The sequence below is a fragment of the Providencia hangzhouensis genome (genome assembly GCF_029193595.2).
In the GTDB taxonomy this organism is placed as follows: Bacteria; Pseudomonadota; Gammaproteobacteria; order Enterobacterales; family Enterobacteriaceae; genus Providencia; species Providencia hangzhouensis.
This window is the reverse complement of record NZ_CP135052.1, coordinates 4,165,919-4,189,600: the sequence shown is the minus strand read 5'-3', so window position 1 is coordinate 4,189,600 and position 23,682 is coordinate 4,165,919. Positions and strand designations below refer to the sequence as shown.

The 23,682-nt window shown below is 41.7% G+C and carries 24 protein-coding genes and 2 tRNA genes; 19 read left to right on the top strand and 7 right to left on the bottom strand.

What is annotated here, in order from left to right; translation table 11 throughout:
* The first annotated feature begins 145 nt into the window (after positions 1 to 145).
* Entirely contained in the window at positions 146 to 1,528 is a 1,383-nt protein-coding gene (gene mpl / locus PZ638_RS19155; RefSeq protein WP_036958785.1) for a UDP-N-acetylmuramate:L-alanyl-gamma-D-glutamyl-meso-diaminopimelate ligase, read from the top strand.
* Between the two features lie 43 nt (positions 1,529 to 1,571).
* Here mpl and PZ638_RS19150 read toward each other — a convergent pair whose 3' ends face one another.
* Together PZ638_RS19150 and argR are read right to left on the bottom strand one after the other, a co-directional pair.
* The gene (locus PZ638_RS19150) at positions 1,572 to 1,988 is read right to left on the bottom strand and encodes a DUF6122 family protein (protein ID WP_036958784.1); all 417 of its coding nucleotides are present in this window, start codon (positions 1,986 to 1,988) and stop codon (positions 1,572 to 1,574) included.
* Between the two features lie 248 nt (positions 1,989 to 2,236).
* Positions 2,237 to 2,707 carry a transcriptional regulator ArgR gene (gene argR / locus PZ638_RS19145; protein WP_004907450.1) on the bottom strand — a complete coding sequence of 157 codons (471 nt, stop codon included), beginning with the start codon at positions 2,705 to 2,707 and terminating at the stop codon, positions 2,237 to 2,239.
* A 493-nt stretch (positions 2,708 to 3,200) separates the two neighbouring features.
* On the opposite strand from argR, the gene mdh reads away from it, so the two are divergent.
* On the top strand, positions 3,201 to 4,139 hold the full coding sequence (mdh, locus tag PZ638_RS19140) for a malate dehydrogenase (RefSeq protein ID WP_004905937.1): 939 nt from the start codon (positions 3,201 to 3,203) through the stop codon (positions 4,137 to 4,139).
* A 79-nt stretch (positions 4,140 to 4,218) separates the two neighbouring features.
* Here the strand turns inward: mdh and PZ638_RS19135 are convergent, their stop codons facing one another.
* A complete protein-coding gene (locus PZ638_RS19135) occupies positions 4,219 to 5,193 on the bottom strand; it encodes a LysR family transcriptional regulator (RefSeq protein ID WP_004905935.1) in 975 nt (324 codons plus the stop codon).
* Positions 5,194 to 5,453: 260 nt separating this feature from the next.
* Here PZ638_RS19135 and PZ638_RS19130 point away from each other — a divergent pair, with 260 nt between their 5' ends.
* Positions 5,454 to 6,641: an amino acid permease gene (locus PZ638_RS19130; RefSeq protein WP_232062811.1), complete on the top strand. Its 1,188-nt coding sequence runs from the start codon at positions 5,454 to 5,456 to the stop codon at positions 6,639 to 6,641.
* 25 nt (positions 6,642 to 6,666) lie between these two features.
* Positions 6,667 to 7,839: a cystathionine beta-lyase gene (gene metC, locus PZ638_RS19125; protein WP_094961656.1), complete on the top strand. Its 1,173-nt coding sequence runs from the start codon at positions 6,667 to 6,669 to the stop codon at positions 7,837 to 7,839.
* A gap of 94 nt (positions 7,840 to 7,933) precedes the next feature.
* On the opposite strand, the gene PZ638_RS19120 is transcribed toward metC, so the two are convergent.
* Positions 7,934 to 8,206 carry a helix-turn-helix domain-containing protein gene (locus PZ638_RS19120; protein WP_004905930.1) on the bottom strand — a complete coding sequence of 91 codons (273 nt, stop codon included), beginning with the start codon at positions 8,204 to 8,206 and terminating at the stop codon, positions 7,934 to 7,936.
* 516 nt (positions 8,207 to 8,722) lie between these two features.
* Between PZ638_RS19120 and PZ638_RS19115 the strand changes: the two genes are divergently transcribed.
* Both PZ638_RS19115 and PZ638_RS19110 read left to right on the top strand, forming a co-directional pair.
* Positions 8,723 to 9,070, top strand: coding sequence for a DNA-binding protein (locus PZ638_RS19115; protein ID WP_004905929.1), 348 nt, complete (start codon positions 8,723 to 8,725; stop codon positions 9,068 to 9,070).
* A gap of 132 nt (positions 9,071 to 9,202) precedes the next feature.
* Positions 9,203 to 9,565, top strand: a complete 363-nt coding sequence (locus tag PZ638_RS19110; RefSeq protein WP_004905928.1) for a DNA-binding protein — start codon at positions 9,203 to 9,205, stop codon at positions 9,563 to 9,565.
* 40 nt (positions 9,566 to 9,605) lie between these two features.
* Here PZ638_RS19110 and ispB read toward each other — a convergent pair whose 3' ends face one another.
* On the bottom strand, positions 9,606 to 10,577 hold the full coding sequence (gene ispB, locus PZ638_RS19105) for an octaprenyl diphosphate synthase (protein WP_096864332.1): 972 nt from the start codon (positions 10,575 to 10,577) through the stop codon (positions 9,606 to 9,608).
* A 334-nt stretch (positions 10,578 to 10,911) separates the two neighbouring features.
* Between ispB and rplU the strand changes: the two genes are divergently transcribed.
* The 3 genes from rplU to cgtA all read left to right on the top strand — a co-directional run bounded on the left by rplU (position 10,912) and on the right by cgtA (position 12,838).
* Complete coding sequence (gene rplU / locus PZ638_RS19100; protein WP_004905925.1) at positions 10,912 to 11,220, top strand: 50S ribosomal protein L21; 309 nt, start codon at positions 10,912 to 10,914, stop codon at positions 11,218 to 11,220.
* Positions 11,221 to 11,239: 19 nt separating this feature from the next.
* Entirely contained in the window at positions 11,240 to 11,497 is a 258-nt protein-coding gene (gene rpmA, locus PZ638_RS19095; RefSeq protein WP_004905922.1) for a 50S ribosomal protein L27, read from the top strand.
* Positions 11,498 to 11,662: 165 nt separating this feature from the next.
* On the top strand, positions 11,663 to 12,838 hold the full coding sequence (gene cgtA / locus PZ638_RS19090) for an Obg family GTPase CgtA (RefSeq protein WP_036958779.1): 1,176 nt from the start codon (positions 11,663 to 11,665) through the stop codon (positions 12,836 to 12,838).
* Between the two features lie 60 nt (positions 12,839 to 12,898).
* Here the strand turns inward: cgtA and dacB are convergent, their stop codons facing one another.
* Positions 12,899 to 14,347 (bottom strand): serine-type D-Ala-D-Ala carboxypeptidase, encoded by a 1,449-nt coding sequence (dacB, locus tag PZ638_RS19085; protein WP_272674591.1) that lies wholly within the window; start codon positions 14,345 to 14,347, stop codon positions 12,899 to 12,901.
* 245 nt (positions 14,348 to 14,592) lie between these two features.
* Here dacB and greA point away from each other — a divergent pair, with 245 nt between their 5' ends.
* Positions 14,593 to 15,069: a transcription elongation factor GreA gene (gene greA / locus PZ638_RS19080; RefSeq protein ID WP_004905916.1), complete on the top strand. Its 477-nt coding sequence runs from the start codon at positions 14,593 to 14,595 to the stop codon at positions 15,067 to 15,069.
* 118 nt (positions 15,070 to 15,187) lie between these two features.
* On the opposite strand, the gene yhbY is transcribed toward greA, so the two are convergent.
* Positions 15,188 to 15,481, bottom strand: coding sequence for a ribosome assembly RNA-binding protein YhbY (yhbY, locus tag PZ638_RS19075; RefSeq protein ID WP_004905914.1), 294 nt, complete (start codon positions 15,479 to 15,481; stop codon positions 15,188 to 15,190).
* Positions 15,482 to 15,616: 135 nt separating this feature from the next.
* Between yhbY and rlmE the strand changes: the two genes are divergently transcribed.
* The 9 genes from rlmE (at position 15,617) to nusA (ending at position 23,670) form a co-directional block, all read left to right on the top strand.
* Entirely contained in the window at positions 15,617 to 16,246 is a 630-nt protein-coding gene (rlmE, locus tag PZ638_RS19070) for a 23S rRNA (uridine(2552)-2'-O)-methyltransferase RlmE (RefSeq protein WP_004905912.1), read from the top strand.
* A 57-nt stretch (positions 16,247 to 16,303) separates the two neighbouring features.
* The gene (ftsH, locus tag PZ638_RS19065) at positions 16,304 to 18,283 is read left to right on the top strand and encodes an ATP-dependent zinc metalloprotease FtsH (protein WP_094961652.1); all 1,980 of its coding nucleotides are present in this window, start codon (positions 16,304 to 16,306) and stop codon (positions 18,281 to 18,283) included.
* A gap of 66 nt (positions 18,284 to 18,349) precedes the next feature.
* Entirely contained in the window at positions 18,350 to 19,186 is an 837-nt protein-coding gene (gene folP, locus PZ638_RS19060; protein WP_094961651.1) for a dihydropteroate synthase, read from the top strand.
* A 4-nt stretch (positions 19,187 to 19,190) separates the two neighbouring features.
* A complete protein-coding gene (gene glmM / locus PZ638_RS19055) occupies positions 19,191 to 20,528 on the top strand; it encodes a phosphoglucosamine mutase (protein ID WP_004905906.1) in 1,338 nt (445 codons plus the stop codon).
* Between the two features lie 220 nt (positions 20,529 to 20,748).
* Positions 20,749 to 21,093, top strand: a complete 345-nt coding sequence (gene secG / locus PZ638_RS19050; RefSeq protein WP_004905902.1) for a preprotein translocase subunit SecG — start codon at positions 20,749 to 20,751, stop codon at positions 21,091 to 21,093.
* A gap of 115 nt (positions 21,094 to 21,208) precedes the next feature.
* Positions 21,209 to 21,298, top strand: a tRNA-Leu gene (locus PZ638_RS19045).
* A 58-nt stretch (positions 21,299 to 21,356) separates the two neighbouring features.
* Positions 21,357 to 21,433: transfer RNA gene (locus PZ638_RS19040), tRNA-Met, on the top strand.
* Positions 21,434 to 21,685: 252 nt separating this feature from the next.
* Positions 21,686 to 22,138, top strand: coding sequence for a ribosome maturation factor RimP (gene rimP, locus PZ638_RS19035; protein WP_036958775.1), 453 nt, complete (start codon positions 21,686 to 21,688; stop codon positions 22,136 to 22,138).
* Positions 22,139 to 22,161: 23 nt separating this feature from the next.
* On the top strand, positions 22,162 to 23,670 hold the full coding sequence (gene nusA, locus PZ638_RS19030) for a transcription termination factor NusA (RefSeq protein WP_004905898.1): 1,509 nt from the start codon (positions 22,162 to 22,164) through the stop codon (positions 23,668 to 23,670).
* The last annotated feature ends 12 nt before the right edge of the window (positions 23,671 to 23,682 follow it).

The following is a 23,682-nucleotide window of genomic DNA, read 5'->3' as shown; positions in this document are numbered from 1 at the left end:
AATTGACAGAGGTTTTGCGGGGCATTTACCCTCGCGCGGGAAGAGTTTAACTAAATAAAAAAAAGATTAATAGGTTAATGCATTTATAAACCTGTTTTTGATGGGTAGAATAGTGACCAACCTCATGCTAATTGGATGAAAAAGAATGCACATACATATTTTAGGTATATGCGGTACCTTTATGGGAAGCTTAGCAATATTGGCTCGTTCTTTAGGACATAAAGTGACGGGTTCGGATGCCAATGTGTATCCACCGATGAGCACATTGCTTGAAAATCAAGGGATTGAGCTTATTCAGGGGTATGATCCGGCTCAGCTTGACCCAATACCGGATATGGTGGTGATTGGTAATGCAATGACGCGTGGAAACCCTTGTGTTGAAGCCGTATTAGAAAGAGGTTTGCCGTATACTTCTGGCCCACAGTGGCTCCATGACTATGTGTTACCGGAACGTTGGGTACTGGCTGTGGCGGGGACCCATGGAAAAACGACCACCGCGGGGATGCTTGCGTGGATCTTAGAAGACTGCGGTTACAAGCCAGGTTTTCTAATCGGCGGTGTCCCAGGTAACTTTGATGTCTCCGCTAAGATTGGTGAAAGCCCGTTTTTTGTCATCGAAGCTGATGAATATGACTGTGCATTCTTCGATAAACGTTCTAAATTTGTTCATTACAGCCCGAAAACCTTGGTATTGAACAACCTTGAATTCGACCATGCGGATATCTTTGAAAACCTCGAAGCGATTCAAAAACAGTTCCATCATCTTGTACGTATTGTGCCCGCCAGTGGCAAAATTTTCACACCGGACAACGACAATCATTTAAAACAAGTGATTGGAATGGGCTGCTGGAGTGAACAAGAGCTGGTGGGCGGGGAGCATGGCGGATGGCAAGCTGAGAAGCTCAGCCACGATGGCAGCCATTTTGCGGTGTATTACCAACAAGAAAAAGTTGGAGAAGTCACTTGGTCACAAGTGGGTAACCACAATATCCAAAATGCATTGATGGCGATTGCAGCGGCTCACCATGTGGGCGTTCCAGTAAAAGAAGCTTGTCTCGCCTTAGATAGTTTTATCAATGCACGTCGTCGTCTTGAGCTACGAGGCGTTGAAAATGGTGTCAGTGTTTACGATGACTTCGCACATCATCCAACTGCTATTTTGGCGACGTTAGAAGCACTTCGCAGCAAAGTTGGGGGAACTTCACGTATTCTTGCGGTGCTCGAACCTCGCTCGAATACGATGAAAATGGGTATCAATAAAAATGATATTGCGCCTGCGCTTGGCCGTGCAGATGAAGTGTTTCTTTTCCAACCCGCCAATATCCCTTGGATGGTGACAGACATCGCTGAAAAATGCGTCCAACCCGCGCGTTGGAGTGCAGATATTGAGGCATTTACCAATATGATTATTGAAACCGCACAACCGGGCGATCATATTTTGGTGATGAGCAACGGTGGCTTTAGTGGCATTCATGGCAAATTGCTCGCAGGTTTGAAAGCGAAAGCAGAAACAGAGCGAGATGATTAAATTCTCTTAGCTAGCTATTTGATAACCCCAGTGATTCTTATGATTACTGGGGTTTTTTTATGTTTGGCATACCCAATGGGCACTGTTCTGTGACGAGACTTAATGTTATTGGACTATTCATTTCTTTTTTTAAACTTCCCATATAACAATCTACTGAATCAGTAAAAAGGTGGAATAAACAACCAACAGCAATGGCTTTAAGTTTCCATGATGGCATGAATAATAATACGACATAGACAACCGCAGCCCAAAAGGAATGGAGTGGGTGGAAACCAATGCCACAGCGCTCTGGGTCGAAAATCGGATCAGCTAGCAGATGATCTAAGTCGATAGCCATCGTGGCAATCATAATCAGGGCCGCTAGTTTCCAATTTTTTCGCCAAAATAGGTAACCAAAGGCAATTGGCATTAGGAAGTGAAAGCCGTAGTGTATGAAGTTACGGAAAATATCAAATAGCAAAATGATGTCTCAAAATAGAATAGAAACAGACAAAAACAATAAGAGGGAAATCAATTTCCCTCTCAGACTGCTGACAAACATATTATGTTTGGCAGCAAGTCGAATAGGTTTTGAAAATAAACTAGGAAAATCAATTTATTGATTTTCGGCTGATAACACAAAGTGGGAAAAACCACGCTTTTATCCCGCTTTGTCAACAACTTAAGAGGGAAATCAATTTCCCTCTTAAGCTAATGTATATCAATAGATTAAAGCTCTTGTTCAAATAACGCTAGAATCGCTTCATACAGTTCTTTTGTGGTGAAATTATTTGCTGGTGTTGAGAAGATAGTATCATCACCAGCAATACTACCTAAAATCCCTTCAGCTTTGCCTAATGAATCTAACAAACGTGCAATAAGCTGTGCAGCACCAGGGCTAGTTCTGATCACGACAACAGAAGGGTTATAGTCTATATCCAAAACCAAGTTTTTGAGTGGACTGGTAGCGGTAGGGACACCAGGCTCTGTAGGCAGGCAATATACCATTTCCATTTTTGCATTACGGGTGCGAACTGCACCAAATTTGGTAAGCATTCTGGAAATCTTTGATTGGTTAATATTTTCGAAGCCTTCTTCTTGCAAAGCTGTGACGATCTCAGCTTGCGAGCTAAATTTTTCTTCTTTAAGTAGGGCTTTAAAAGCCTTAACCAAGTCTTCTTGTTTAGACGGAGTGCGCATAATTAACCCATTCTTTTGCATTGAACCAAGTTGTATTATCCGTAAAAGTGCATTTTTATGCAACAAAATTGCGTTATGATGATTTTATAACCAGTGAATAACTTAAAGTTAGATAAGCTTGTTTCGAGCTGATAGTCAGAAGTATTTATTTATCGTAAATTGTGGGAATGAAAAATTAGCATAATAGAACAATGAATTTTTCAGATGTCTGCTGTAAATTTATTGTTAATAAAAATATTTTTGATTGAATAATATACACTAAAAACAACTTATTGTGCGAAATGCAATACCCTGAAAAACTATTTGTTAAAAAAGTGCCCGTTATCTCATTAACAGATAAGGAATTTGTTTAGAATACTGGCAATTAATAAACAAGTTCTCTTGCGTTAAACTCTCTCTCTATCTGTTAACAAATTGTTTTTTATACGTAATGTGTTAAGTGTATAACAAATAAAGTGATATCTTTTTAAAGTACAAATTAAGGAGTTTCAGAATGAAAGTTGCAGTCCTAGGTGCAGCAGGTGGTATCGGTCAGGCTCTCGCCCTTCTTCTCAAAAACCAGCTCCCAGCAGGTTCAGAACTCTCCCTCTACGACATCGCACCAGTTACTCCAGGTGTTGCTGCTGACCTAAGCCATATCCCAACTGATGTTAAAGTGACAGGCTTTGCCGGCGAAGATGCAAAACCTGCATTGAAAGGTGCTGACATTGTTCTTATTTCTGCGGGTGTTGCACGTAAACCAGGTATGGATCGTTCTGACTTATTTAACATCAATGCGGGTATTGTCCGTAATCTGATCCAACAAATTGCTGAAACCTGCCCTAAGGCATTGATTGGTATTATCACTAACCCAGTGAATACCACCGTTGCTATCGCTGCGGAAGTCCTGAAAAAAGCAGGAGTATACGATAAAAACCGTTTATTCGGTGTGACGACGTTAGATATCATTCGTTCTAATACGTTTGTTGCTGAGCTGAAAGGCAAAAATGTTAATGACCTTGAAGTGCCTGTTATTGGCGGCCACTCAGGTGTGACTATTCTGCCATTGTTATCTCAAATTGAAGGTGTTAGCTTCACTGATGAGGAAGTTGCCGCGTTAACCAAACGTATTCAAAACGCAGGTACAGAAGTCGTTGAAGCGAAAGCGGGTGGCGGGTCTGCAACTTTATCTATGGGCCAAGCAGCCGCACGTTTAGGTTTATCTTTAATTCGTGGTCTCCAAGGCGAAAGCAATGTAGTTGAATGTGTTTACACTGAAGGTGATGGTGAACACGCTCGCTTCTTCGCACAACCAGTTGTTTTAGGTAAAAACGGTATCGAAAAGCATTTACCAATCGGTAAATTAAGCGCATTTGAAGAGAAAGCGCTGAAAGACATGCTAGATGTATTAAAAGCAGATATCGAATTAGGTGAAAAATTCATTAATGGCTAATGCCAATTAATTTTTCCTAATAGTGAATGTGAAGGGTTGAGTTTCGTTTAGAACTCAACCTTTTTTATTGGGTAAGTCATCATGAAGCATGCTGTCGCATCCAATGGTCCCAATGCGGATCTGATGGTATTTTCTCTACTAAAAAATCAATAAATGTCCTGATTTTAGGTGAGTGTGTATGGGCTGGGTGGTATAAAGCATATAGGGCAAATGGGGTGGATTTAGGGTCATAATCCAATAAGACAGGGAGCAACTCTCCGTTTTCAATATAATTGCCTAGCATATAAGTAGGTAAACAAACGATACCTTGATGGCAGCGTGCTGCCTCTAATAACCCTAAACTACTATTTACCTCAATCATATTATTAATTTCTAGAGGATATGCGCTACCGTCTTTATCCGTCATGCGCCAGGTGTCAGGAATATTTGGATTAATTAAACAATTGTGTGATGCAATATCGGCAGGGGATTGAGGAATACCATATCGTTCGAAATAAGTACGGCTTCCACAGTATACCCAATTAATATTACAAATTTTCCGTAATGCAAAGTTTTCAGGTGGGTGGCTGGTAATTCGTAATGCAATATCGAAATCAACTTCATTTAAATTAATAAGTTCGTCATTAAGGTCAACAGACAAACTCACTTTAGGATTGGTTTCTCGGTATTCACTGTATATTTGCATTAAATGACAAACTCCAAATGCAATAGAACAGGTAATTTTTAATTGCCCTTGAGCATGTTGATAGAAGCTGGCGGTATTGACCAGTGAGTCATCGAGATCGGCCAATAAGTTTTGCGATCGTTGCAATAAATAGCGCCCTGCGTCTGTTAAAATAAAATTTCGCGTTGTGCGCTTTAGGAGTACAACCCCCAATTGATCTTCGAGTTGTTGAAGGCCTCGACTAACTGATGATGGCGTTACATTCAGCTTCTTTGCAGCCAGGCTGAAGCTATTACACTCGACGATTTTGATGAATAACTCTAAATGCCGAAAAATCGCGTAGCTGTCAATTTTTGCTTTAAACGCAAAAGTGTTTTTATTTATTAGCATTGTCATGCCCTATTAAACCCGTTTATTCCAGCATACTATAATTGTGAATTTATCGCAGTTTACTCATGCCACACCAGTTTTAAAAAAAAATGTAGCTTCTACACAATATTGTTGTTCCTAACTTTTTTAATAATTAAATCTATAACGTTGAGGAATAGACTATGTCTAATAGTATTCAGGCAAGTGCAGATAATCCGATTAATACAAAAAAGATCCCCTTTACAAAATATGATGTTGGTTGGGTTATTTTATGCATTGGTATGGCAATTGGTTCAGGGATTGTTTTTATGCCTGTGCAAATTGGTATCAAAGGTATTTGGGTCTTTATTGCTGCAACAATACTTTCTTATCCAGCAATTTATTGGCTACAAAATTTATATCTCAGAACATTATCTGAATCTGAAGAATGTAATGACTACGCCAGTGTTATTACACAATATTTAGGTAAAAACTGGGGGATAGCATTAGGGATTGCCTATTTTTTGATGTTATTGCATGGAATGTTCTCTTACTCGCTGGCGGTCACCTTCGATAGTGCTTCTTACATTAAAACGTTTGGATTAACGGAAGGGCTATTATCTGATTCTGTTTGGTATGGGTTGATTATTATTTCAGTATTAGTCGCAATTGCTGCACAAGGGGAGCGGTTACTGTTTAAAGTCTCTGGTCCAATGGTTATTGTAAAATTCGGTATTATCGTACTGCTTGGTATAGTGATGGTTCCATATTGGAATTTTGCCAATATCACAGCATTTCCTGATTTTCTCCCATTTATGAGAGATGTTTTTTTAACACTACCATTTACCTTATTTTCTATATTGTTTGTGCAAATATTGAGCCCCATGAACATTGCGTATCGTAAAATAGAAAGTAATAAGCGTATCGCGACATACCGAGCAATACGCGCTAACCGTGTTGCGTATATTATTCTCGCCGTTGCAGTCTTGTTTTTTGCTTTTTCTTTTACTTTCTCAATTAGCCATGAGCAAGCCGTATCGGCCTTTGAACAAAATATTTCAGCATTAGCGATTGCTGCTCAAGTGATACCTGGGGCAATAGTGAAAGTGATGACCGCATTACTCAATATTTTTGCAATCTTGACGGCATTCTTAGGAATTTATTTAGGCTTCCAAGAAGCAATAAAAGGCATTGTTGTCAATCTATTGAGTCGATTTATTCCTGAAGAACGCATTAACCAAACTGTGCTACATTATGGGGTATGCTTAGGCGTTATCATTGCACTGTGGTTTTGGGTTTCAACACGGTTTTCTATTCTGTTTTTCATGCAACTTGGCGGTCCATTATTTGGTATCGTTTCTTGCTTAATTCCTTGCTATCTGGTTTACAAAGTTCCGGCATTACACAAATTTAAAGGCCCAACAGTGTGGTTCATCATTTTCTTTGGTGTGCTGTTATGCCTATCTCCATTCTTTAAATTTTTCGAATAAATAATGATGTTGTTGAGAGGATCTCATGAAGAAAAAAGCGGTATCTGAATTTCATGTTGATACACAAGTCACCCAGCTAGGGAGAGACCCTGCTAAGCAAGCTGGTTTTGTAAATGCTCCCGTTTATCGCGGTTCGACGGTCGTATTTCCAACTGTTGATGCCTTAATCAATGATAGGGCGGAATTTAATTATGGTACAGCGGGCACGCCAACAATTAAGCAATTGGAGCAAGCTTGGTCCGCTCTTGCTGGAGCCGAAGGGACGGTGCTTTCACCATCTGGTTTAGGCGCGATTGTGTTGGCATTGCTGACAACATTGAAAACAGGTGATCATTTATTAATGCCTGATAGTGTTTATCGGCCAACACGTAAGTTTTGTCATGGTCTGTTGGATAAAATGGGGATCATCACAACCTATTATGACCCGATGATTGGTGCTGACATTGAAAAACTGGTAACGCCAAATACCAGCACAATTTTTTTAGAATCTCCAGGTTCTCAAAGTTTTGAAATTCAAGATGTGCCTGCAATTGTTGAGGTTGCAAAACGCCATGACATTGCGACGATTATTGATAATACATGGGCGACACCTTTATTTTTTAAAGCTCATGAACTGGGTTGTGATATCTCGCTGGAAGCAGGCACCAAATATTTAGGCGGCCATTCTGATTTGCTAATGGGAATTGTCTCGGCGAATCAAGCGTGGTGGCCGAAACTACGTGAAACTTATGATTACATGGCCATGTTGCCGGGAGCAGAGGACTGTTTTCTTGCATTGCGGGGTTTGCGAACCTTACCTATTCGCTTAAAAGAAGCTCAAGAAAGAGCTTTAAATATTGCACATTGGCTGCAAGAACGAACCGAAGTGATTCGTATTTTACATCCTGCATTTGCTGATTGCCCAGGCCATGAAATTTGGAAGCGGGATTTTACTGGTTCATCGGGGCTGTTTTCCATTGTACTTGACCCTAAATATACCCAAACAGATATTGCAAAAATGCTGGATGGTTTATCAATTTTTGGTATGGGGTATTCATGGGGCGGTTTTGAAAGCTTAATTATTCCATTTAATTGTGCTGAATATCGAACTGTGACTAATTGGAACCCTGGTGGACCGACATTACGACTGCAGATTGGCTTAGAAAATTTAGATGACTTAAAACAAGATCTCGCTGACGGTTTTTCTCGGATGAAATAAACAAGACCGTTCTTTATTGGAGAGCCATCTAAGGATAATGCCGTGAATAAATTGATTTATTATTCACGGCGTTATAATTATATCAATTCAATTTTTAATCTTCTGCTGGTGTTTTTACTCTGACTTTTCTTTCTAATAAATCCCCTGTAATTGGGTCATAATAACGACTTGGCCAAATTTCAGCGGGGTGGATCGCTAAGAAATTGGCAATAATCCATTCCCCTTTAGGCCAAGGGCGTGATAGTGCATTTGCTAACGTTGAAGAGCTTAGTCCTGCCTCGCGCGAAATTGCGGCAAGAGTTGTCCCACGCTTACGTAAAGCTGCAATGATATCTGCAGGGTGCCAGTCCGACTTCCGTAAAATCATTTTTTAGTCCTTTTTTCACTTAGAATCATGTAGAGTTAGTGGTACGAGTAACCGAAAATTATGATACATTCAGTACATCCGTTTAGTTATTGGAAATAAAATAACAGAAATTTCCTAAAATAATTTCTGATTTTTTCTTAAAAATTCATTTTATGAAACTATCGTGGTTTTTATGAAATTAAATAGAAAGTCAGAATGAATAACTGTGAATTAGGATAAAACTTTGATGTTAAAACTAACTCTTTCTAGTTAGGGATAGAAATGGCATATTTAATGCTACTTTTTACTCGTACTCGTAATATATCTAGATTAGTTAATAAAATTAGTTAAATTATTAGTGAGTAAATTATTTAATTGTCTGTTATTAAAAGAAATTAGAATGCTAATAACAAATATAATTTGTATATTATTATTTATAGGCATAAATAAAACGAATGAGTTAATGAGATTTTGAGAAAATATAGATAGTTTTCAACAACTGAGAATTAAATTGTCATCATGACTAGGAGGGTCAGCATGTACAAGGAATGGCTAACGGCAAAAGAGCTGCTTGGGTTACAAGGGCTTCCCATGACAACTCAAGGTATTAATGCAATGGCAAGGCGTGAAAACTGGGTAAGCCGTAAAAGGCGAGGTATTCAAGGCAAAGCGTTGGAGTACCATATTAGTTCTTTACCTATCGATATTTTTGAGGGGCAGTTTGCTAACGAAACTTCATCTCCTTATCAAGTAAAACGAAATGATAATGCCTTTATTTGGCAGGAAGCTTATAACCAGCTTTCTAATGATGAACGAGACACTATCCTGACATTTATTATGCGTGAAGGCACATTAGCACTAATTGATTTAATTAATAATAAATAATTTACAATTACTTAAGGTGTAAATAATTAATATATAAAAATAATATTATATTGAATTTAAAAAATTTTTTAACAGATGACATTTTAGTAAAGCTGCAACAGCAGGTTTCATAATATAAGTGTGAAGTGAAAAATGAAAAAATTGTGGTTCACTGCCAAAGAATTAGCTGGGTTAGAAGGACTCCCGACATCACCCCAGGGAATTAACCTAATGGCAAGACGAGAAGGCTGGAAAAACCGCCGTAAAAGAGGGGTGCAAGGTAAGGCTGTTGAGTATTATTATGAAAGCTTACCGGGGGAAATCCAAGGGCAACTTAGCCTGCATGAGCCTTCGGTAACTTACCAAAGTCAAAGAACAGATGCATTACAGATCTGGTCAGAAGCGTATTATCAATTGACAGAGTCTGAGCGCAATAAAATAGTGAAATATATCCTGCGTTATGGTTTGTCGTCACTGCTTGCGCAAATCGATGAAGAAGACAAAGGGGAAAAATAGCGTTTCCCCTTTTCTTGACCTGTTTTGCCTTTTCTAGTGACTAAGAATGGCGTTGGATTGCGATATAAGCTAAGCCGATCAATGCATCTTTATAAATTGAATCTTCAATTACATTTAAGGCATCAATCGCTTTTTGTGCTTCTTCTTGGGCTCTTGCATAAGTATATTCAAGGGAACCACAGCGTTTCATAGTTGCAAGAACAGTATCTAACAGATGACGCCCATTGCCTTGTTCAATCGCTTGGCGGATCAATGCTGACTCTTCTTCATTACCATTTTGCATCGCGTGAAGTAGGGGAAGTGTAGGCTTACCTTCATCTAAATCATCCCCCGTATTTTTCCCCAGCTGAGCATTGTCTGCATCATAATCGAGTAGATCGTCAATTAACTGAAAAGCTGTCCCAATATAACGACCATAATCTTGTAGTGCTTTTTCTTGCTCTGGTGTCGCATTGGCTAAAATCGCAGATGCATGGGCTGCTGCTTCAAAAAGACGTGCGGTTTTACTGTAGATCACTTGCATATAGTTTTCTTCAGTAATGTTAGGATCGTTGCAGTTCATCAATTGCAAAACCTCCCCTTCAGCGATCACATTCGTCGCTTCAGACATCAGTTTTAGCACCCGCATTGAATCGAGATCCGTCATCATCTGGAATGATCGAGTGTAAATAAAATCACCAACTAAGACACTCGCTGCATTACCAAAAACAGCATTTGCAGTTTGCTTTCCGCGACGCATATCGGACTCATCAACGACGTCATCATGCAGCAAAGTTGCTGTATGAATGAACTCGATCAATGCAGCAACTTGGGTATGTTTATGACCCGAGTAACCTAAGGATCGACCAGCAAGCACTGCGATCATAGGCCGGATCCTTTTACCGCCACCACTGACGATGTAATAACCAAGCTGGTTAATTAGCGCAACATCTGAATTCAATTGACTGAGGATGGCTTCGTTTACCGCTGACATATCCTCAGTTGTCAGTTCAATAATAGATTCTAAATTCATCTTAATTTATTCATATTATTAGTTTTTGGTTCATTCCCGAAATAAAAAGTTGGGAGACCGATAGAACAGTTATCTTTCTAGCATAACATTATTAATTATAAGATTATCAGGTGTGATGCAAAAAATGTTTAAATAAGTAACAATTGAGTGAATAGGGACAAAATCAACGTTCAAAAACGGTTATTGAGAAAAAAGTCGTATTTTTTGTCATCTAACCGCATTATTGGCTTGTGTTCTGCTGCTTTTTTGCGTAGAATTCGCGCCCTATTGTGAATATTTTATAGCGTGCTCTGGAATTGAAATATTTAGCGGGTACGCGGAAAGCGGAGTTAATATGTACGCGGTTTTCCAAAGTGGTGGTAAACAACACCGAGTTAGCGAAGGTCAAACTGTCCGCCTAGAAAAGCTGGACATCGCAACAGGTGAAACTGTTGAATTTGATCAAGTTCTGATGGTTGCTAATGGCGATGAGATCCAAATTGGCGCTCCTGTCGTTGAAGGCGTTAAAGTGAAAGCGGAAGTGGTTGCACACGGTCGTGGCGAAAAAGTTAAAATCGTCAAATTCCGTCGTCGTAAACATAGCCGTAAACAACAGGGTCATCGTCAGTGGTTCACTGATGTTAAGATCACTGTCATCGCTTAAGATTTAGGAGAGCAGATTAATGGCACACAAAAAGGCTGGTGGTTCGACTCGTAACGGTCGTGACTCAGAAGCAAAACGTTTAGGTGTTAAACGTTTTGGTGGTGAAGCTGTATTAGCAGGTAGCATCATCGTTCGTCAACGTGGTACTAAGTTCCACGCAGGTAACAACGTAGGTTGTGGCCGTGACCACACTCTGTTCGCATTAGCGGACGGTAAAGTTAAATTTGAAGTTAAAGGTCCAAACAATCGTAAATTTATCAGCATCGAAGCTGAATAAGTTTTCTGACCTTTAATTCAGAATTAAAGCCCTGCAAAAACCTTTTGCGGGGCTTTTTATATTCAGATATTTGATCTTTAATGAACTACACACGTATTAAAGATGCACCATCTCTGAGTAGAACAGCCATCCAGCGTTATGCGGCTCAGAAGCGGAGAGAGAATTATGAAATTTGTAGATGAAGCCAAAATATTGGTCGTGGCAGGAGATGGTGGCAATGGTTGTGTCAGCTTCCGCCGTGAAAAATACATCCCTAAAGGGGGACCGGACGGTGGTGACGGTGGCGATGGTGGGGACGTTTACTTACAAGCAGACGAAAACCTCAACACGCTAATCGACTATCGTTTTGAAAAATCCTTTCGTGCAGAGCGCGGCCAGAATGGCCAAAGCCGTGAATGTACAGGTAAACGGGGTCAAGATATCACAGTTAAAGTGCCTGTAGGAACGCGTGTACGCGATTTAGGGACCAATGAAGTACTTTGTGATATGACTCGTCATGATCAACGTCATATGGTCGCTAAAGGCGGTTTCCATGGGCTTGGAAATACCCGTTTTAAATCTTCAGTGAATCGTGCTCCACGTCAACGTACCATGGGGACAAAAGGGGAAACTCGCGAAATACTGTTAGAACTGATGCTGTTAGCAGATGTTGGTATGCTTGGTATGCCGAATGCAGGTAAATCTACCTTTATTCGTTCAGTGTCAGCAGCAAAACCAAAAGTTGCTGATTATCCATTTACCACTTTAGTCCCAAGCTTGGGTGTCGTGCGTATGGATAACGAACAAAGCTTTGTGGTTGCGGATATTCCAGGGTTGATCGAAGGCGCAGCGGAAGGTGCAGGCCTTGGGATCCAATTCCTGAAACACTTAGAACGTTGTCGTGTCTTACTTCACCTGATTGATATTTGCCCTATTGATGAGTCTGATCCTGTCGAAAATGCGAAGATCATCATCAGTGAGTTAGAAAAATACAGTGAAAAGCTGGCAGCAAAACCACGTTGGTTAGTCTTCAATAAGATTGATATCTTAGGTGAAGAGGAATCAGCACAGCGCGCAGCAGAAATTGCCAAAGCGATGGGCTGGGAAGATAAATTCTATATGATTTCAGCAGTTAACCACGAAGGTGTGAAAGCACTGTGTTGGGATATCATGGAATTTATGAATACTCAACCGCGTGATATGGCAACGACTGAAGATACACAGCAACCTGAAAAAGTTGAATTCATGTGGGATGATTATCACAAAGAACAACTTTCTGGTACTGAAGATTTTGATGATGACTGGGATGATGATTGGGATGAAGATGACGACGAAGGTGTCGAAATTATTTATCAAAAATAGTTTATCTTAGAAATGTAAAAAGGCGCGAAAGCGCCTTTTTACTGTCTAAATCGCGTATGATCAGTTTTTCTGATACAGATCTTTATACAAACGGCTTTCAAATCGCACTAATGGTACTCGACGTGTACGTTGCTGGCTCTGTGGTACCGCATAAGCAGAGATAAATTGCACAAAAGCCACACGTTGACCACTGGCGGTTGTGATAAAACCAGCGAGATTATAAACACCTTGTAATGCTCCCGTTTTGGCGGAAACTTTACCATTCACACCCGCCTCATCAAAACCACCACGGTAACGTAAAGTGCCATCATGGCCGGCAAGTGGAAGCATAGAAATAAAATCGAGTTGTTGATCATTTTTAGCGATAAACTGCAAGATCTCCATCATGGTTGCTGGGGTGATTAAATTATGGCGAGATAATCCCGATCCATCTACCATCACGGTATTACCAAGGTCGATCCCCGCTTTTTGCTTCAGCACTTGTCTTACCGCATCGGATCCTGAACGCCAAGTTCCCGGAACACCATAATATTCACGCCCAATGGTACGAAAAACGGTATCCGCTATCATATTGTCGGATTTTTTGAGCATCACTTTCAACAAGTCATGTAGTGGCTTAGATTCGGTTTTGACTAATACTTGTGATTGAGCCGCAGGAAATGTGCGTTTTTTCACATGGCCAGTTAGCTCAATACCCGCGGTGGTTAACTCATTTTTAACAATTGCTCCGGAGTAACTCGCTCCATTTTGTACCGCAAAGGCAAGTGGCAAGGGCTCGCTGCGTTGAGTTAAACAACCTGTTAGGGTGTAGCGGTTCAGTTCACCAGGAACGACATCAAGTTCGCAATAGCGCGCTTCAGGGGAACCTTTAGGTAATGTTTTGACTTCGCTGAACATATTGACAGGGTAAAAACTAGCCGCCTTAATGAATGCAAAATCTCCTGCTTTTTCAGCAGGGTAAAGAGAAACTGAAAAACAGTTACGGTCAATGATAGCCGCAGCGGGTGGCGCACTAAAGCATTGGGTCATATCATTCCAAACCCATCCCGGTGCTTTGTCATGGCTAGTAAAAGCAGAAATATCAACGACGAGATCGCCGTCAACTTTATGGATCCCAAGCTGCTTTAATGCATTCGCCATATTGCGAATTTGTTGGCGGGTTAATGTCGGGTCACCACTGAAGCGGATCACTAAATCACCCGTCAGCGTTTTGTTGCTAAGTTTTGCATCAGTTTCAAAATTGGTGACAAAACGGTAATCTGGCCCCAGTTGCAATAGGGCAGCAAGAGCGGTCACAACCTTTTGTGTACTTGCAGGTAATGCCATTTGCTGTGCATTATAATCAATTAATGGGGTGCTACTTCCCACTTTTTGCGCGACCAGAGCAAGGTTAGTGCCATCAGGTAAATATTGTTTGTATTCATCAATAGGAATCGCAAAAACTTGCGTACTAGCTAAGGTAATTCCTAAAGAGATTATCCATTTTCTGGTTAAAGTTAATAATGACATATATTTCACGCATTAGGGTGGACATATAATACATACTAAAGTGTAATGCCCAAGAAAGTAAACGGTGACCCGTTATTAAGTCTCAGTTAAAATAGCGTACATTATGATAAGATAAATGAGTACATAAGTCTGATTGCGTTTTTTTACTAGAACACCCCCGGTTTTACGCAGGTGTTCGGTGTACTGTTGTTACAAAATCAGGAAGATACTTGTTTTTAGATAGGATTGAACCGAGGTATTTATTAATGAAACAGATCCCGATGACGGTACTTGGTGCGGATAAGCTAAGAGAAGAGCTAGAATTCCTTAAATCTGTCCGTCGCCCAGAAATTATTGCATCTATTGCAGAAGCGCGTGAGCACGGTGACTTAAAAGAAAATGCAGAATATCATGCAGCACGTGAGCAACAAGGTTTCTGTGAGGGCCGTATTCAAGAAATCGAAGGGAAACTTTCTCACGCTCAAGTGATCGATGTAACTAAAATGGTCAATAACGGTCGTGTTATCTTTGGCGCGACTGTGACAGTATTGAATGTTGATACTGACGAAGAGCTAACGTATCGTATTGTTGGTGATGATGAAGCAGATATTAAGATCAATCTGATTTCTGTGAACTCACCGATAGCACGCGGTTTAGTGGGTAAAGAAGTTGATGATGCGGTCTCGATTAAAACCCCAGGTGGTGATGTCGAGTTCGAAATTCTTAAAGTTGAGTATATCTGATTCCTATTTCCCTGAATTGGTTATATTATTTCCCTGATTTAAAGAAAAAGGCCGCAGGCGGCCTTTTTCATCATATAAAACATGCTTTCAATGGCATTTTTATATAAATGATGGGGGATTATTTAGGTAAAATGATTTTGCGGTCTGCCGAAGGACGGTAGATAACAAGAATTTTACCAATAATTTGTACATTTACTGCACCAGTTTCGCGAACAATCGCATCAGCGATCAAATTTTTAGTATCACGGTCTTCGCCTGCGATCTTGACTTTGATAAGCTCATGATGTGCTAATGAGAGTTCAATCTCAGCCAAAACACCTTCGGTTAAACCATTGTTGCCGATCATAACAACAGGGTTTAAATGGTGAGCGAGACTTTTTAGGTGCTGAATTTGTTTTTTATTAAGATTCATTGATTTTTTGCTTGGTTAGTATTGAAAATGGCTTATTCTACCGCCATCTGATATCTATCACCATCAATTATATCTTTTTGATGGTAAAGAAGCAGCAAGTTAGGTGAAGTTCTTTTAGTATAGTTGGAAAGCACAATGGCCAATAAAAAACGTTCGGCAAGCTCAAGTCGCTGGTTGCAAGAGCATTTTAGTGATAAATATGTTCAGCAAGCACAAAAAAAAGGGCTACGCTCACGTGCATGGTTTAAGCTGGAAGAAATCCAGCAAGGTGATAAAATTTTTAAACCAGGTATGACCGTTGTTGATTTAGGAGCAGCCCCTGGTGGTTGGTCGCAATACGTTGTTAGCCAAATAGGTCATAATGGGCGGGTTATTGCTTGTGACTTATTGCCGATGGACCCAATCGTTGGCGTTGATTTCCTGCAAGGGGATTTTCGCGATGAAGCCGTTCTCGCCGCTTTGTTAGAACGCGTTGGCGACAAAAAAGTACAGGTGGTCATGTCTGACATGGCTCCAAATATGAGTGGGACACCAGCGGTTGATATTCCTCGCTCTATGTATCTAGTTGAATTAGCTTTGGATATGTGCCGTGCTGTATTGGCGCCTGGGGGGAGTTTCATTGTTAAAGTGTTTCAGGGAGAAGGCTTTGACGATTACCTTAGGGATATCCGCTCCCTGTTTACGAAAGTAAAAGTTCGTAAACCCGAATCTTCGCGCGCACGGTCACGTGAAGTATACATTGTAGCGACAGGGCTAAAACTGTAGTACCCTGAGCGTTATTTGTTAACACAGTTGTAATATGAGGTTAATCCCTTGAGTGACATGGCGAAAAACCTGATTCTCTGGTTAGTCATCGCAGTTGTTCTGATGTCCTTGTTCCAGAGTTTTGGCCCAAGCGATTCGAATAGTCGCAGAGTTGATTATTCTACGTTTATCAATGAGTTAGCCCAGGATCAGGTACGTGAAGTTCGTATCACAGGTCGTGAATTGAACGTCAGAAAGGCTGATAATAGCCGCTATACAACTTATCTTCCTATGCAGGATGAGAAGCTGTTAGACACTTTGCTAAATAAGCATGTGACGGTTGTTGGTGAACCACCAGAAGAACCTAGCTTACTGACATCTATTTTTATTTCCTGGTTCCCAATGCTTCTGTTGATTGGTGTCTGGATTTTCTTCATGCGCCAGATGCAAGGCGGTGGCGGCAAGGGGGCAATGTCATTTGGCAAAAGTAAAGCCCGCATGCTGACAGAAGATCAGATCAAAACAACATTTGCAGACGTTGCTGGGTGTGATGAAGCCAAAGAAGAAGTGGGCGAAATCGTAGAGTTTCTACGTGAACCTGCTCGTTTCCAAAAACTTGGCGGTAAAATTCCAAAAGGCGTACTGATGGTAGGGCCTCCAGGAACAGGTAAAACATTACTGGCAAAAGCTATCGCTGGTGAGGCAAAAGTTCCATTCTTCACCATTTCCGGTTCTGACTTTGTGGAAATGTTTGTGGGGGTGGGTGCTTCTCGTGTTCGTGACATGTTCGAACAAGCGAAAAAAGCAGCGCCTTGTATCATCTTTATCGATGAGATCGATGCTGTAGGTCGTCAACGTGGTGCAGGTCTTGGTGGTGGTCACGATGAGCGTGAACAAACACTGAACCAAATGCTAGTTGAGATGGACGGTTTCGAAGGTAATGAGGGGATCATTGTTATCGCAGCAACTAACCGTGCTGACGTACTTGACCCTGCTTTATTACGTCCAGGTCGTTTTGACCGTCAGGTAGTCGTTGGCTTACCAGACGTTCGTGGCCGTGAACAAATTCTGAAAGTACATATGCGTCGTGTTCCTATTGACCCAAGTGTAGATACTTTCATTCTTGCACGTGCAACACCTGGATTTTCAGGTGCTGAACTCGCAAACTTAGTGAACGAAGCCGCATTGTTTGCTGCTCGCGCGAATAAGCGTGTTGTTTCTATGGTTGAGTTTGAAAAAGCGCGTGACAAGATTTGGATGGGTGCAGAGCGTCGTTCTCTGATGATGACCGAAGAGCAAAAAGAATCAACGGCTTACCATGAAGGTGGTCATATGATTATCGGTCATTTAATGCCAGAACATGACCCTGTTCACAAAGTCACGATCGTTCCGCGTGGGCAAGCGTTAGGTGTTGCTTTCTTCTTACCAGAAGGTGATGAAGTCAGTCGTAGCCGCTTGAAGCTCGAAGGTATGATTGCAACGGCATATGCAGGTCGTATTGCAGAAGAACTGATTTATGGTCGCGATAAAGTCACAACGGGTGCTTCTTCCGACATTCAGTTTGCGACGAATACGGCGCGTAACATGGTGACTCAGTGGGGCTTCTCTGACCGCTTAGGCCCAATGCAGTATTCGAAAGAAGAAGGCCCAGCGTTCTTAGGTCGCTCTTCAGGTAATGGTTCAGGAATTTCTGATGAGACAGCACGTATTGTCGATGAAGAAATTAAAAAAATTCTGGACCACTGTTATCAACTGGCATACAAAACATTGGAAGACAATATTGATATTCTGCATGCGACTAAAGATGCATTATTAAAATATGAAACCATTGATATGCCACAGATTGATGACCTGATGAACCGCCGTCCAGTGCGTGAGCCAGCAGGTTGGGATGAAGACAAAAAAGTGAGTAATGTCACTGGTTCGTTCGGTACAGGTGCGCCAAAAGCGGAACCTACAGCGGAAAAACCACAGTCTGAAGAGCCAGATAACACAAATAATAGTAATAATGCTGATGAATCAAACCCATCAGATAATAACGACAGCAAACCACAATAAGCGGTCGTGAAATAAAATATTAAGACCCCAGTTCGCTGGGGTTTTTTTCGTTAAGGAAAAATAACAATGCAAATCAAAGCGAGAGGCAGTGTCCTTGACTTATCCACACCTAAGGTGATGGGGATTTTGAATGTCACTCCTGATTCCTTTTCAGATGGTGGCACTCATAATCGTTATCATGATGCGCTTGAACATGTGGCAAAAATGGTGGAACACGGTGCGACTATCATTGATATTGGTGGTGAATCTACCCGTCCAGGGGCTGCCGAAGTTTCTGTGAATGAGGAACTTGATAGGGTTATTCCTGTTGTTGAAGCAATAGCCCAGCGTTTTGATGTATGGATTTCAGTCGATACCTCTAAAGCCCAAGTCATGGCGGAAGCAGCAAACGCAGGTATGCATATCATCAATGATATTCGTTCTCTACATGAGCCAGACGCATTAGTCGTCGCCGCGAAAACAGGTTTACCCGTTTGTATTATGCATATGCAAGGCCAGCCAAGAACGATGCAAGAAGCGCCAAATTATGAAAATGTGGTGCGTGAGGTAAAAGACTATCTTGATGCTGAAATCACCCGGTGTGTGAGCGCAGGGATAGAGAGGCAACAAATTATCCTTGATCCAGGCTTTGGTTTTGGTAAGAACTTGTCGCATAATTACCAGTTATTGGCAAACTTAGAACAATTTCATAATTTCGGACTACCGCTATTGGCAGGGATGTCACGTAAATCTATGATTGGACAATTATTGAATGTTCCACCACAAGAACGCCTCGCAGGCAGCCTAACTTGTGCAGTGATTGCTGCGATGCAAGGGGCACACATCATTCGAGTTCATGATGTCAAAGAAACCGTGCAAGCGATGCAAGTGGTACAGATGACTCTGTCAGAAAAGGAAAAATAAGCGTATGAGCGACCGTAAATATTTTGGTACTGATGGTATTCGTGGCAAAGTGGGTGATAGCCCAATTACCCCTGATTTTGTTTTAAAATTAGGCTGGGCGGCAGGGAAAGTCCTCGCTCGTCATGGTTCACGTAAAATTATTATTGGTAAAGATACGCGTATTTCTGGCTATATGTTGGAATCTTCATTAGAAGCGGGCTTAGCAGCAGCGGGTTTATCCGCATCTTTCACAGGTCCAATGCCAACGCCAGCGGTTGCTTATTTAACACGTACTTTCCGCGCAGAAGCGGGAATTGTTATTTCAGCGTCTCATAACCCATATTATGATAATGGGATTAAATTCTTCTCAATTGATGGGACTAAGCTGCCTGATGAAGTCGAAGAAGCCATTGAAGCTGAAATGGAAAAGCCGATCACCTGCGTTGAGTCAGCTGAATTAGGTCGTGCAAACCGTATTGTAGATGCTGCCGGCCGTTATATTGAATTTTGTAAAGGTACGTTCCCGAACGAACAAAGCCTTGCAAGTTTAAAAATTGTCATTGATTGTGCTAATGGGGCTACTTACCACATCGCACCAAATGTGTTCCGTGAGTTAGGGGCAGAAGTCATCACTATCGGTTGCGATCCTAACGGAATCAACATCAACGAAGAGTGTGGCGCTACAGACGTTCGCCAGTTACAACAAAAAGTTTTGGAAGAAAAAGCGCATGTCGGTTTAGCATTTGATGGTGATGGTGACCGCATTATTATGGTCGATCACCTCGGTGAAAAAGTCGATGGTGACCAAATTCTCTTCATTATTGCTCGTGAAGCGCTACGCCAAGGCCAGTTAAAAGGTGGGGTAGTGGGAACATTAATGAGTAATATGGGGTTAGAAATCGCCCTAAAACAGCTAGGAATTCCTTTTGAGCGTGCAAAAGTGGGCGACCGCTATGTTCTCGAAAAATTACAGGAAAAAGGTTGGCGCATGGGGGCTGAAAACTCAGGCCACGTGATTTTATTAGATAAAACGACCACTGGTGATGGGATTGTTGCAGGCTTGCAGGTATTAAGCGCTATGGTACGTAACCATATGAGCCTACATGACTTATGCAGTGGTATGAAATTATTACCACAAGTGCTAGTTAACGTACGTTTCAAAGGCCAACACGACCCATTACAAAGTGATGCAGTTGTTGCAGCGAACGAAGAAGTTGAAAAACAATTGGCAGGAAAAGGCCGCGTATTACTGAGAAAATCAGGAACAGAGCCATTAATCCGAGTTATGGTTGAAGGTGAAAACGAAGCTGATGTGACTGCAATGGCAAACCATATTGCTGATGCAGTAAAAGCAGCTGGCTAAGTTGTTATTGGTGAAGCTGAGCGATATTTTGATGATTTGTTGTTTTTTTCTGCAAATAATCAAATGGAATTAAAATAGACTTGCTTGTCGGCTCAGCTTTGGTTAGTATTCGCACCTGCTCAATCCCGTAAGAGTGTTTCTTTACGGCCGAAATGAGCAGGTGTGCAGTGATAAAGGTCATAGCATTAGGCTATGCACCGCAACTGAATAGGTAACTCAAATGTATGTAGCTCTTTTAATTATTTTCTTGCTAGCGGCTATCGGGCTTATTGGTCTGATTATGTTACAGCAAGGTAAAGGTGCTGACATGGGAGCTTCATTCGGTGCGGGCGCTTCTGCAACACTGTTTGGTTCATCGGGTTCAGGTAACTTCATGACCCGTATGACTGGAATCTTGGCTGCTGTGTTTTTCATCATCAGTTTAATACTTGGCAACATGACCGCCAACAAGTACGGAACTGGTAGTGGTAGTAAGTGGGAAAACATTAGTGAACCTACAAAAGTCGAGCAACCAACAGACGTTCCGGCAGCACCAGCTACACCAACGAGCGATATCCCTCGTTAAGTGTGAAAGATTCCGAATGAAGGCAACTAATGCCATCATTAAGTAGTAAGCTCAGCGATGAGCAAGAAGTTAAAATTTGAGGTTATTGATTGAATATTGATAACCTCGCCTCAGTGCCGAGGTGGTGAAATTGGTATACACGCTACCTTGAGGTGGTAGTGCCTACAAAACGGGCGTACGGGTTCAAGTCCCGTCCTCGGCACCATTATTTAAGATGCTTGTGATTTACAGGTTATCTGTGTAGAATATGACACGCTTTCGAACGCGGGATGGAGCAGCTTGGTAGCTCGTCGGGCTCATAACCCGAAGGTCGTCGGTTCAAATCCGGCTCCCGCAACCATTTCTTATTCAACATACCTTGTCAGTATCGTGGTCTATAGTAGTTATCCGGTGTAGTAATCAAGTGCAGTTATCTAACAGCTCTCAAAATTTCTCATCGATTTCTCTAGATTTTACAGGTATAATAAGAATATGGTGAACCCGTGCACTACAGGGTCCAGTTGCATAAAGCCCCGAATTTCGGGGTTTTTTGTTATTTGACAATCGAATTAACTGGGCTTTTATAGCCCTTTTTTTATGTCTGGGGGTGGGCTTGTCCACATTAGAACAGAAATTAACAGAGATGATCTCAGCACCTGTGGAGGCGCTAGGCTTTGAATTTGTAGGCTTAGAGTTTGTCCGTGGCCGTACATCAACACTGCGTGTCTTCATTGATAGTGAAGAAGGCATCACTGTTGATGATTGTGCTGATGTCAGCCATCAGGTCAGTGCAGTATTGGACGTTGAAGATCCAATCTCTGTCATTTATAACCTGGAAATATCGTCACCAGGGCTTGAACGTCCATTATTCACCATTGCGCATTATGAGCGTTTTATGGGGGAAGAGGTGGCATTGACTTTGCGTATAGCAATGCAGAACCGCCGTAAGTGGCAAGGAATTATTAAGGCCATAGACGGTGAAATGATTACGGTTACTGTAGATGGTAAGGATGAGGTGTTCGCCCTCGGCAACATCCAGAAAGCTAACTTGGTACCCCACTTTTAATAAAGTTCAATGAGGCAACTAGGATGAATAAAGAAATTCTGGCTGTTGTAGAAGCGGTTTCTAACGAAAAATCCCTCCCTCGTGAAAAAATCTTCGAGGCTCTGGAAACTGCATTAGCGACGGCGACTAAAAAGAAATACGAGCAAGAAATTGATGTTCGTGTGGAAATTGACCGTAAATCAGGTGATTTCGACACGTTCCGTCGTTGGTTAATTGTGGAAGAAGTCACAATGCCAACGCGTGAAATTACGTTGGAAGCGGCTCAGTATGAAGACCCAGCGCTCCAGCTTGGAGAGTACGTCGAAGATCAAATTGAATCTGTTGTATTCGACCGTATTACTACCCAAACAGCTAAACAAGTTATCGTACAGAAAGTGCGCGAAGCAGAACGTGCGATGGTTGTTGACCAATTCCGTGAGCAACAAGGTGAAATTATCACTGCTCAGGTGAAAAAAGTTAATCGTGAAAATATCACGTTAGATTTAGGCAATAACGCGGAAGCCGTTATTCTGCGTGAAGATATGTTGCCACGTGAAAACTTCCGTCCAGGTGACCGTATCCGCGGAGTCCTGTATGATGTTCGTCCTGAAGCACGCGGCGCGCAACTTTTTGTTACGCGTTCTCGCCCTGAAATGCTGATTGAATTATTCCGCATTGAAGTGCCAGAAATCGGCGAAGAAATTATTGAAATCAAAGCCGCTGCTCGTGACCCAGGCTCTCGTGCAAAAATCGCAGTTAAAACTAATGACAAGCGTATCGACCCAGTTGGTGCTTGTGTTGGTATGCGTGGTGCACGTGTTCAAGCCGTTTCTAGTGAATTAGGCGGCGAAAGAATTGATATTGTGTTATGGGATGATAACCCAGCTCAATTCGTTATTAATGCAATGGCTCCGGCTGATGTTGCATCTATCGTAGTCGATGAAGACAAATGTACGATGGATGTTGCCGTAGAAAGTAGTAATTTGGCACAAGCCATTGGACGTAACGGTCAAAACGTTCGTCTGGCAGCTCAGTTACTGAAAAAACACCGTGGTGATGACAAATGGGAATTAAATGTCATGACCGCAGAAGAGCTTAATGCAAAACATCAGGCAGAAGCACATGCTTCTATTGATACATTCACCAAGCATCTTGATATTGATGAAGAGTTTGCCACTGCACTTGTTGAAGAAGGCTTCTCGACGTTAGAAGAACTGGCTTACGTGCCTATTAATGAACTTCTGGAAATTGATGGTCTTGACGAAGAGACTGTTGAAGTTCTACGTGAAAGAGCGAAAGCGGCCCTCACCACAATAGAATTGGCTCAAAAAGAGAGCCTAGGTGATAATCAGCCAGCAGAAGATTTATTGAATCTTGAAGGTATGGATCGTACTCTTGCCTATAATTTGGCTACTCGTGGAATCTGTACACTGGAAGATCTTGCTGAGCAGGGCATCGACGACCTGATTGATATTGAAGGTCTGGATGATGAGAAAGCAGGTACGCTCATCATGGCCGCACGTAATATTTGCTGGTTCGGTAACGATGCGTAAACACTGTAGCAG

What these genes read in the sequence shown, in the direction of transcription:
- argR (WP_004907450.1), bottom strand. Translation starts at nt 2,707, where the DNA reads ATGCGCACTCCGTCTAAACAAGAAGACTTGGTTAAGGCTTTTAAAGCC.
- rpmA (WP_004905922.1), top strand. Translation starts at nt 11,240, where the DNA reads ATGGCACACAAAAAGGCTGGTGGTTCGACTCGTAACGGTCGTGACTCA.
- mdh (WP_004905937.1), top strand. Translation starts at nt 3,201, where the DNA reads ATGAAAGTTGCAGTCCTAGGTGCAGCAGGTGGTATCGGTCAGGCTCTC.
- greA (WP_004905916.1), top strand. Translation starts at nt 14,593, where the DNA reads ATGAAACAGATCCCGATGACGGTACTTGGTGCGGATAAGCTAAGAGAA.
- PZ638_RS19115 (WP_004905929.1), top strand. Translation starts at nt 8,723, where the DNA reads ATGTACAAGGAATGGCTAACGGCAAAAGAGCTGCTTGGGTTACAAGGG.
- metC (WP_094961656.1), top strand. Translation starts at nt 6,667, where the DNA reads ATGAAGAAAAAAGCGGTATCTGAATTTCATGTTGATACACAAGTCACC.
- glmM (WP_004905906.1), top strand. Translation starts at nt 19,191, where the DNA reads ATGAGCGACCGTAAATATTTTGGTACTGATGGTATTCGTGGCAAAGTG.
- secG (WP_004905902.1), top strand. Translation starts at nt 20,749, where the DNA reads ATGTATGTAGCTCTTTTAATTATTTTCTTGCTAGCGGCTATCGGGCTT.
- dacB (WP_272674591.1), bottom strand. Translation starts at nt 14,347, where the DNA reads ATGTCATTATTAACTTTAACCAGAAAATGGATAATCTCTTTAGGAATT.
- ispB (WP_096864332.1), bottom strand. Translation starts at nt 10,577, where the DNA reads ATGAATTTAGAATCTATTATTGAACTGACAACTGAGGATATGTCAGCG.
- rplU (WP_004905925.1), top strand. Translation starts at nt 10,912, where the DNA reads ATGTACGCGGTTTTCCAAAGTGGTGGTAAACAACACCGAGTTAGCGAA.
- cgtA (WP_036958779.1), top strand. Translation starts at nt 11,663, where the DNA reads ATGAAATTTGTAGATGAAGCCAAAATATTGGTCGTGGCAGGAGATGGT.
- PZ638_RS19130 (WP_232062811.1), top strand. Translation starts at nt 5,454, where the DNA reads ATGGCAATTGGTTCAGGGATTGTTTTTATGCCTGTGCAAATTGGTATC.
- rlmE (WP_004905912.1), top strand. Translation starts at nt 15,617, where the DNA reads ATGGCCAATAAAAAACGTTCGGCAAGCTCAAGTCGCTGGTTGCAAGAG.
- yhbY (WP_004905914.1), bottom strand. Translation starts at nt 15,481, where the DNA reads ATGAATCTTAATAAAAAACAAATTCAGCACCTAAAAAGTCTCGCTCAC.
- ftsH (WP_094961652.1), top strand. Translation starts at nt 16,304, where the DNA reads ATGGCGAAAAACCTGATTCTCTGGTTAGTCATCGCAGTTGTTCTGATG.
- PZ638_RS19110 (WP_004905928.1), top strand. Translation starts at nt 9,203, where the DNA reads ATGAAAAAATTGTGGTTCACTGCCAAAGAATTAGCTGGGTTAGAAGGA.
- mpl (WP_036958785.1), top strand. Translation starts at nt 146, where the DNA reads ATGCACATACATATTTTAGGTATATGCGGTACCTTTATGGGAAGCTTA.
- PZ638_RS19120 (WP_004905930.1), bottom strand. Translation starts at nt 8,206, where the DNA reads ATGATTTTACGGAAGTCGGACTGGCACCCTGCAGATATCATTGCAGCT.
- PZ638_RS19135 (WP_004905935.1), bottom strand. Translation starts at nt 5,193, where the DNA reads ATGCTAATAAATAAAAACACTTTTGCGTTTAAAGCAAAAATTGACAGC.
- nusA (WP_004905898.1), top strand. Translation starts at nt 22,162, where the DNA reads ATGAATAAAGAAATTCTGGCTGTTGTAGAAGCGGTTTCTAACGAAAAA.
- folP (WP_094961651.1), top strand. Translation starts at nt 18,350, where the DNA reads ATGCAAATCAAAGCGAGAGGCAGTGTCCTTGACTTATCCACACCTAAG.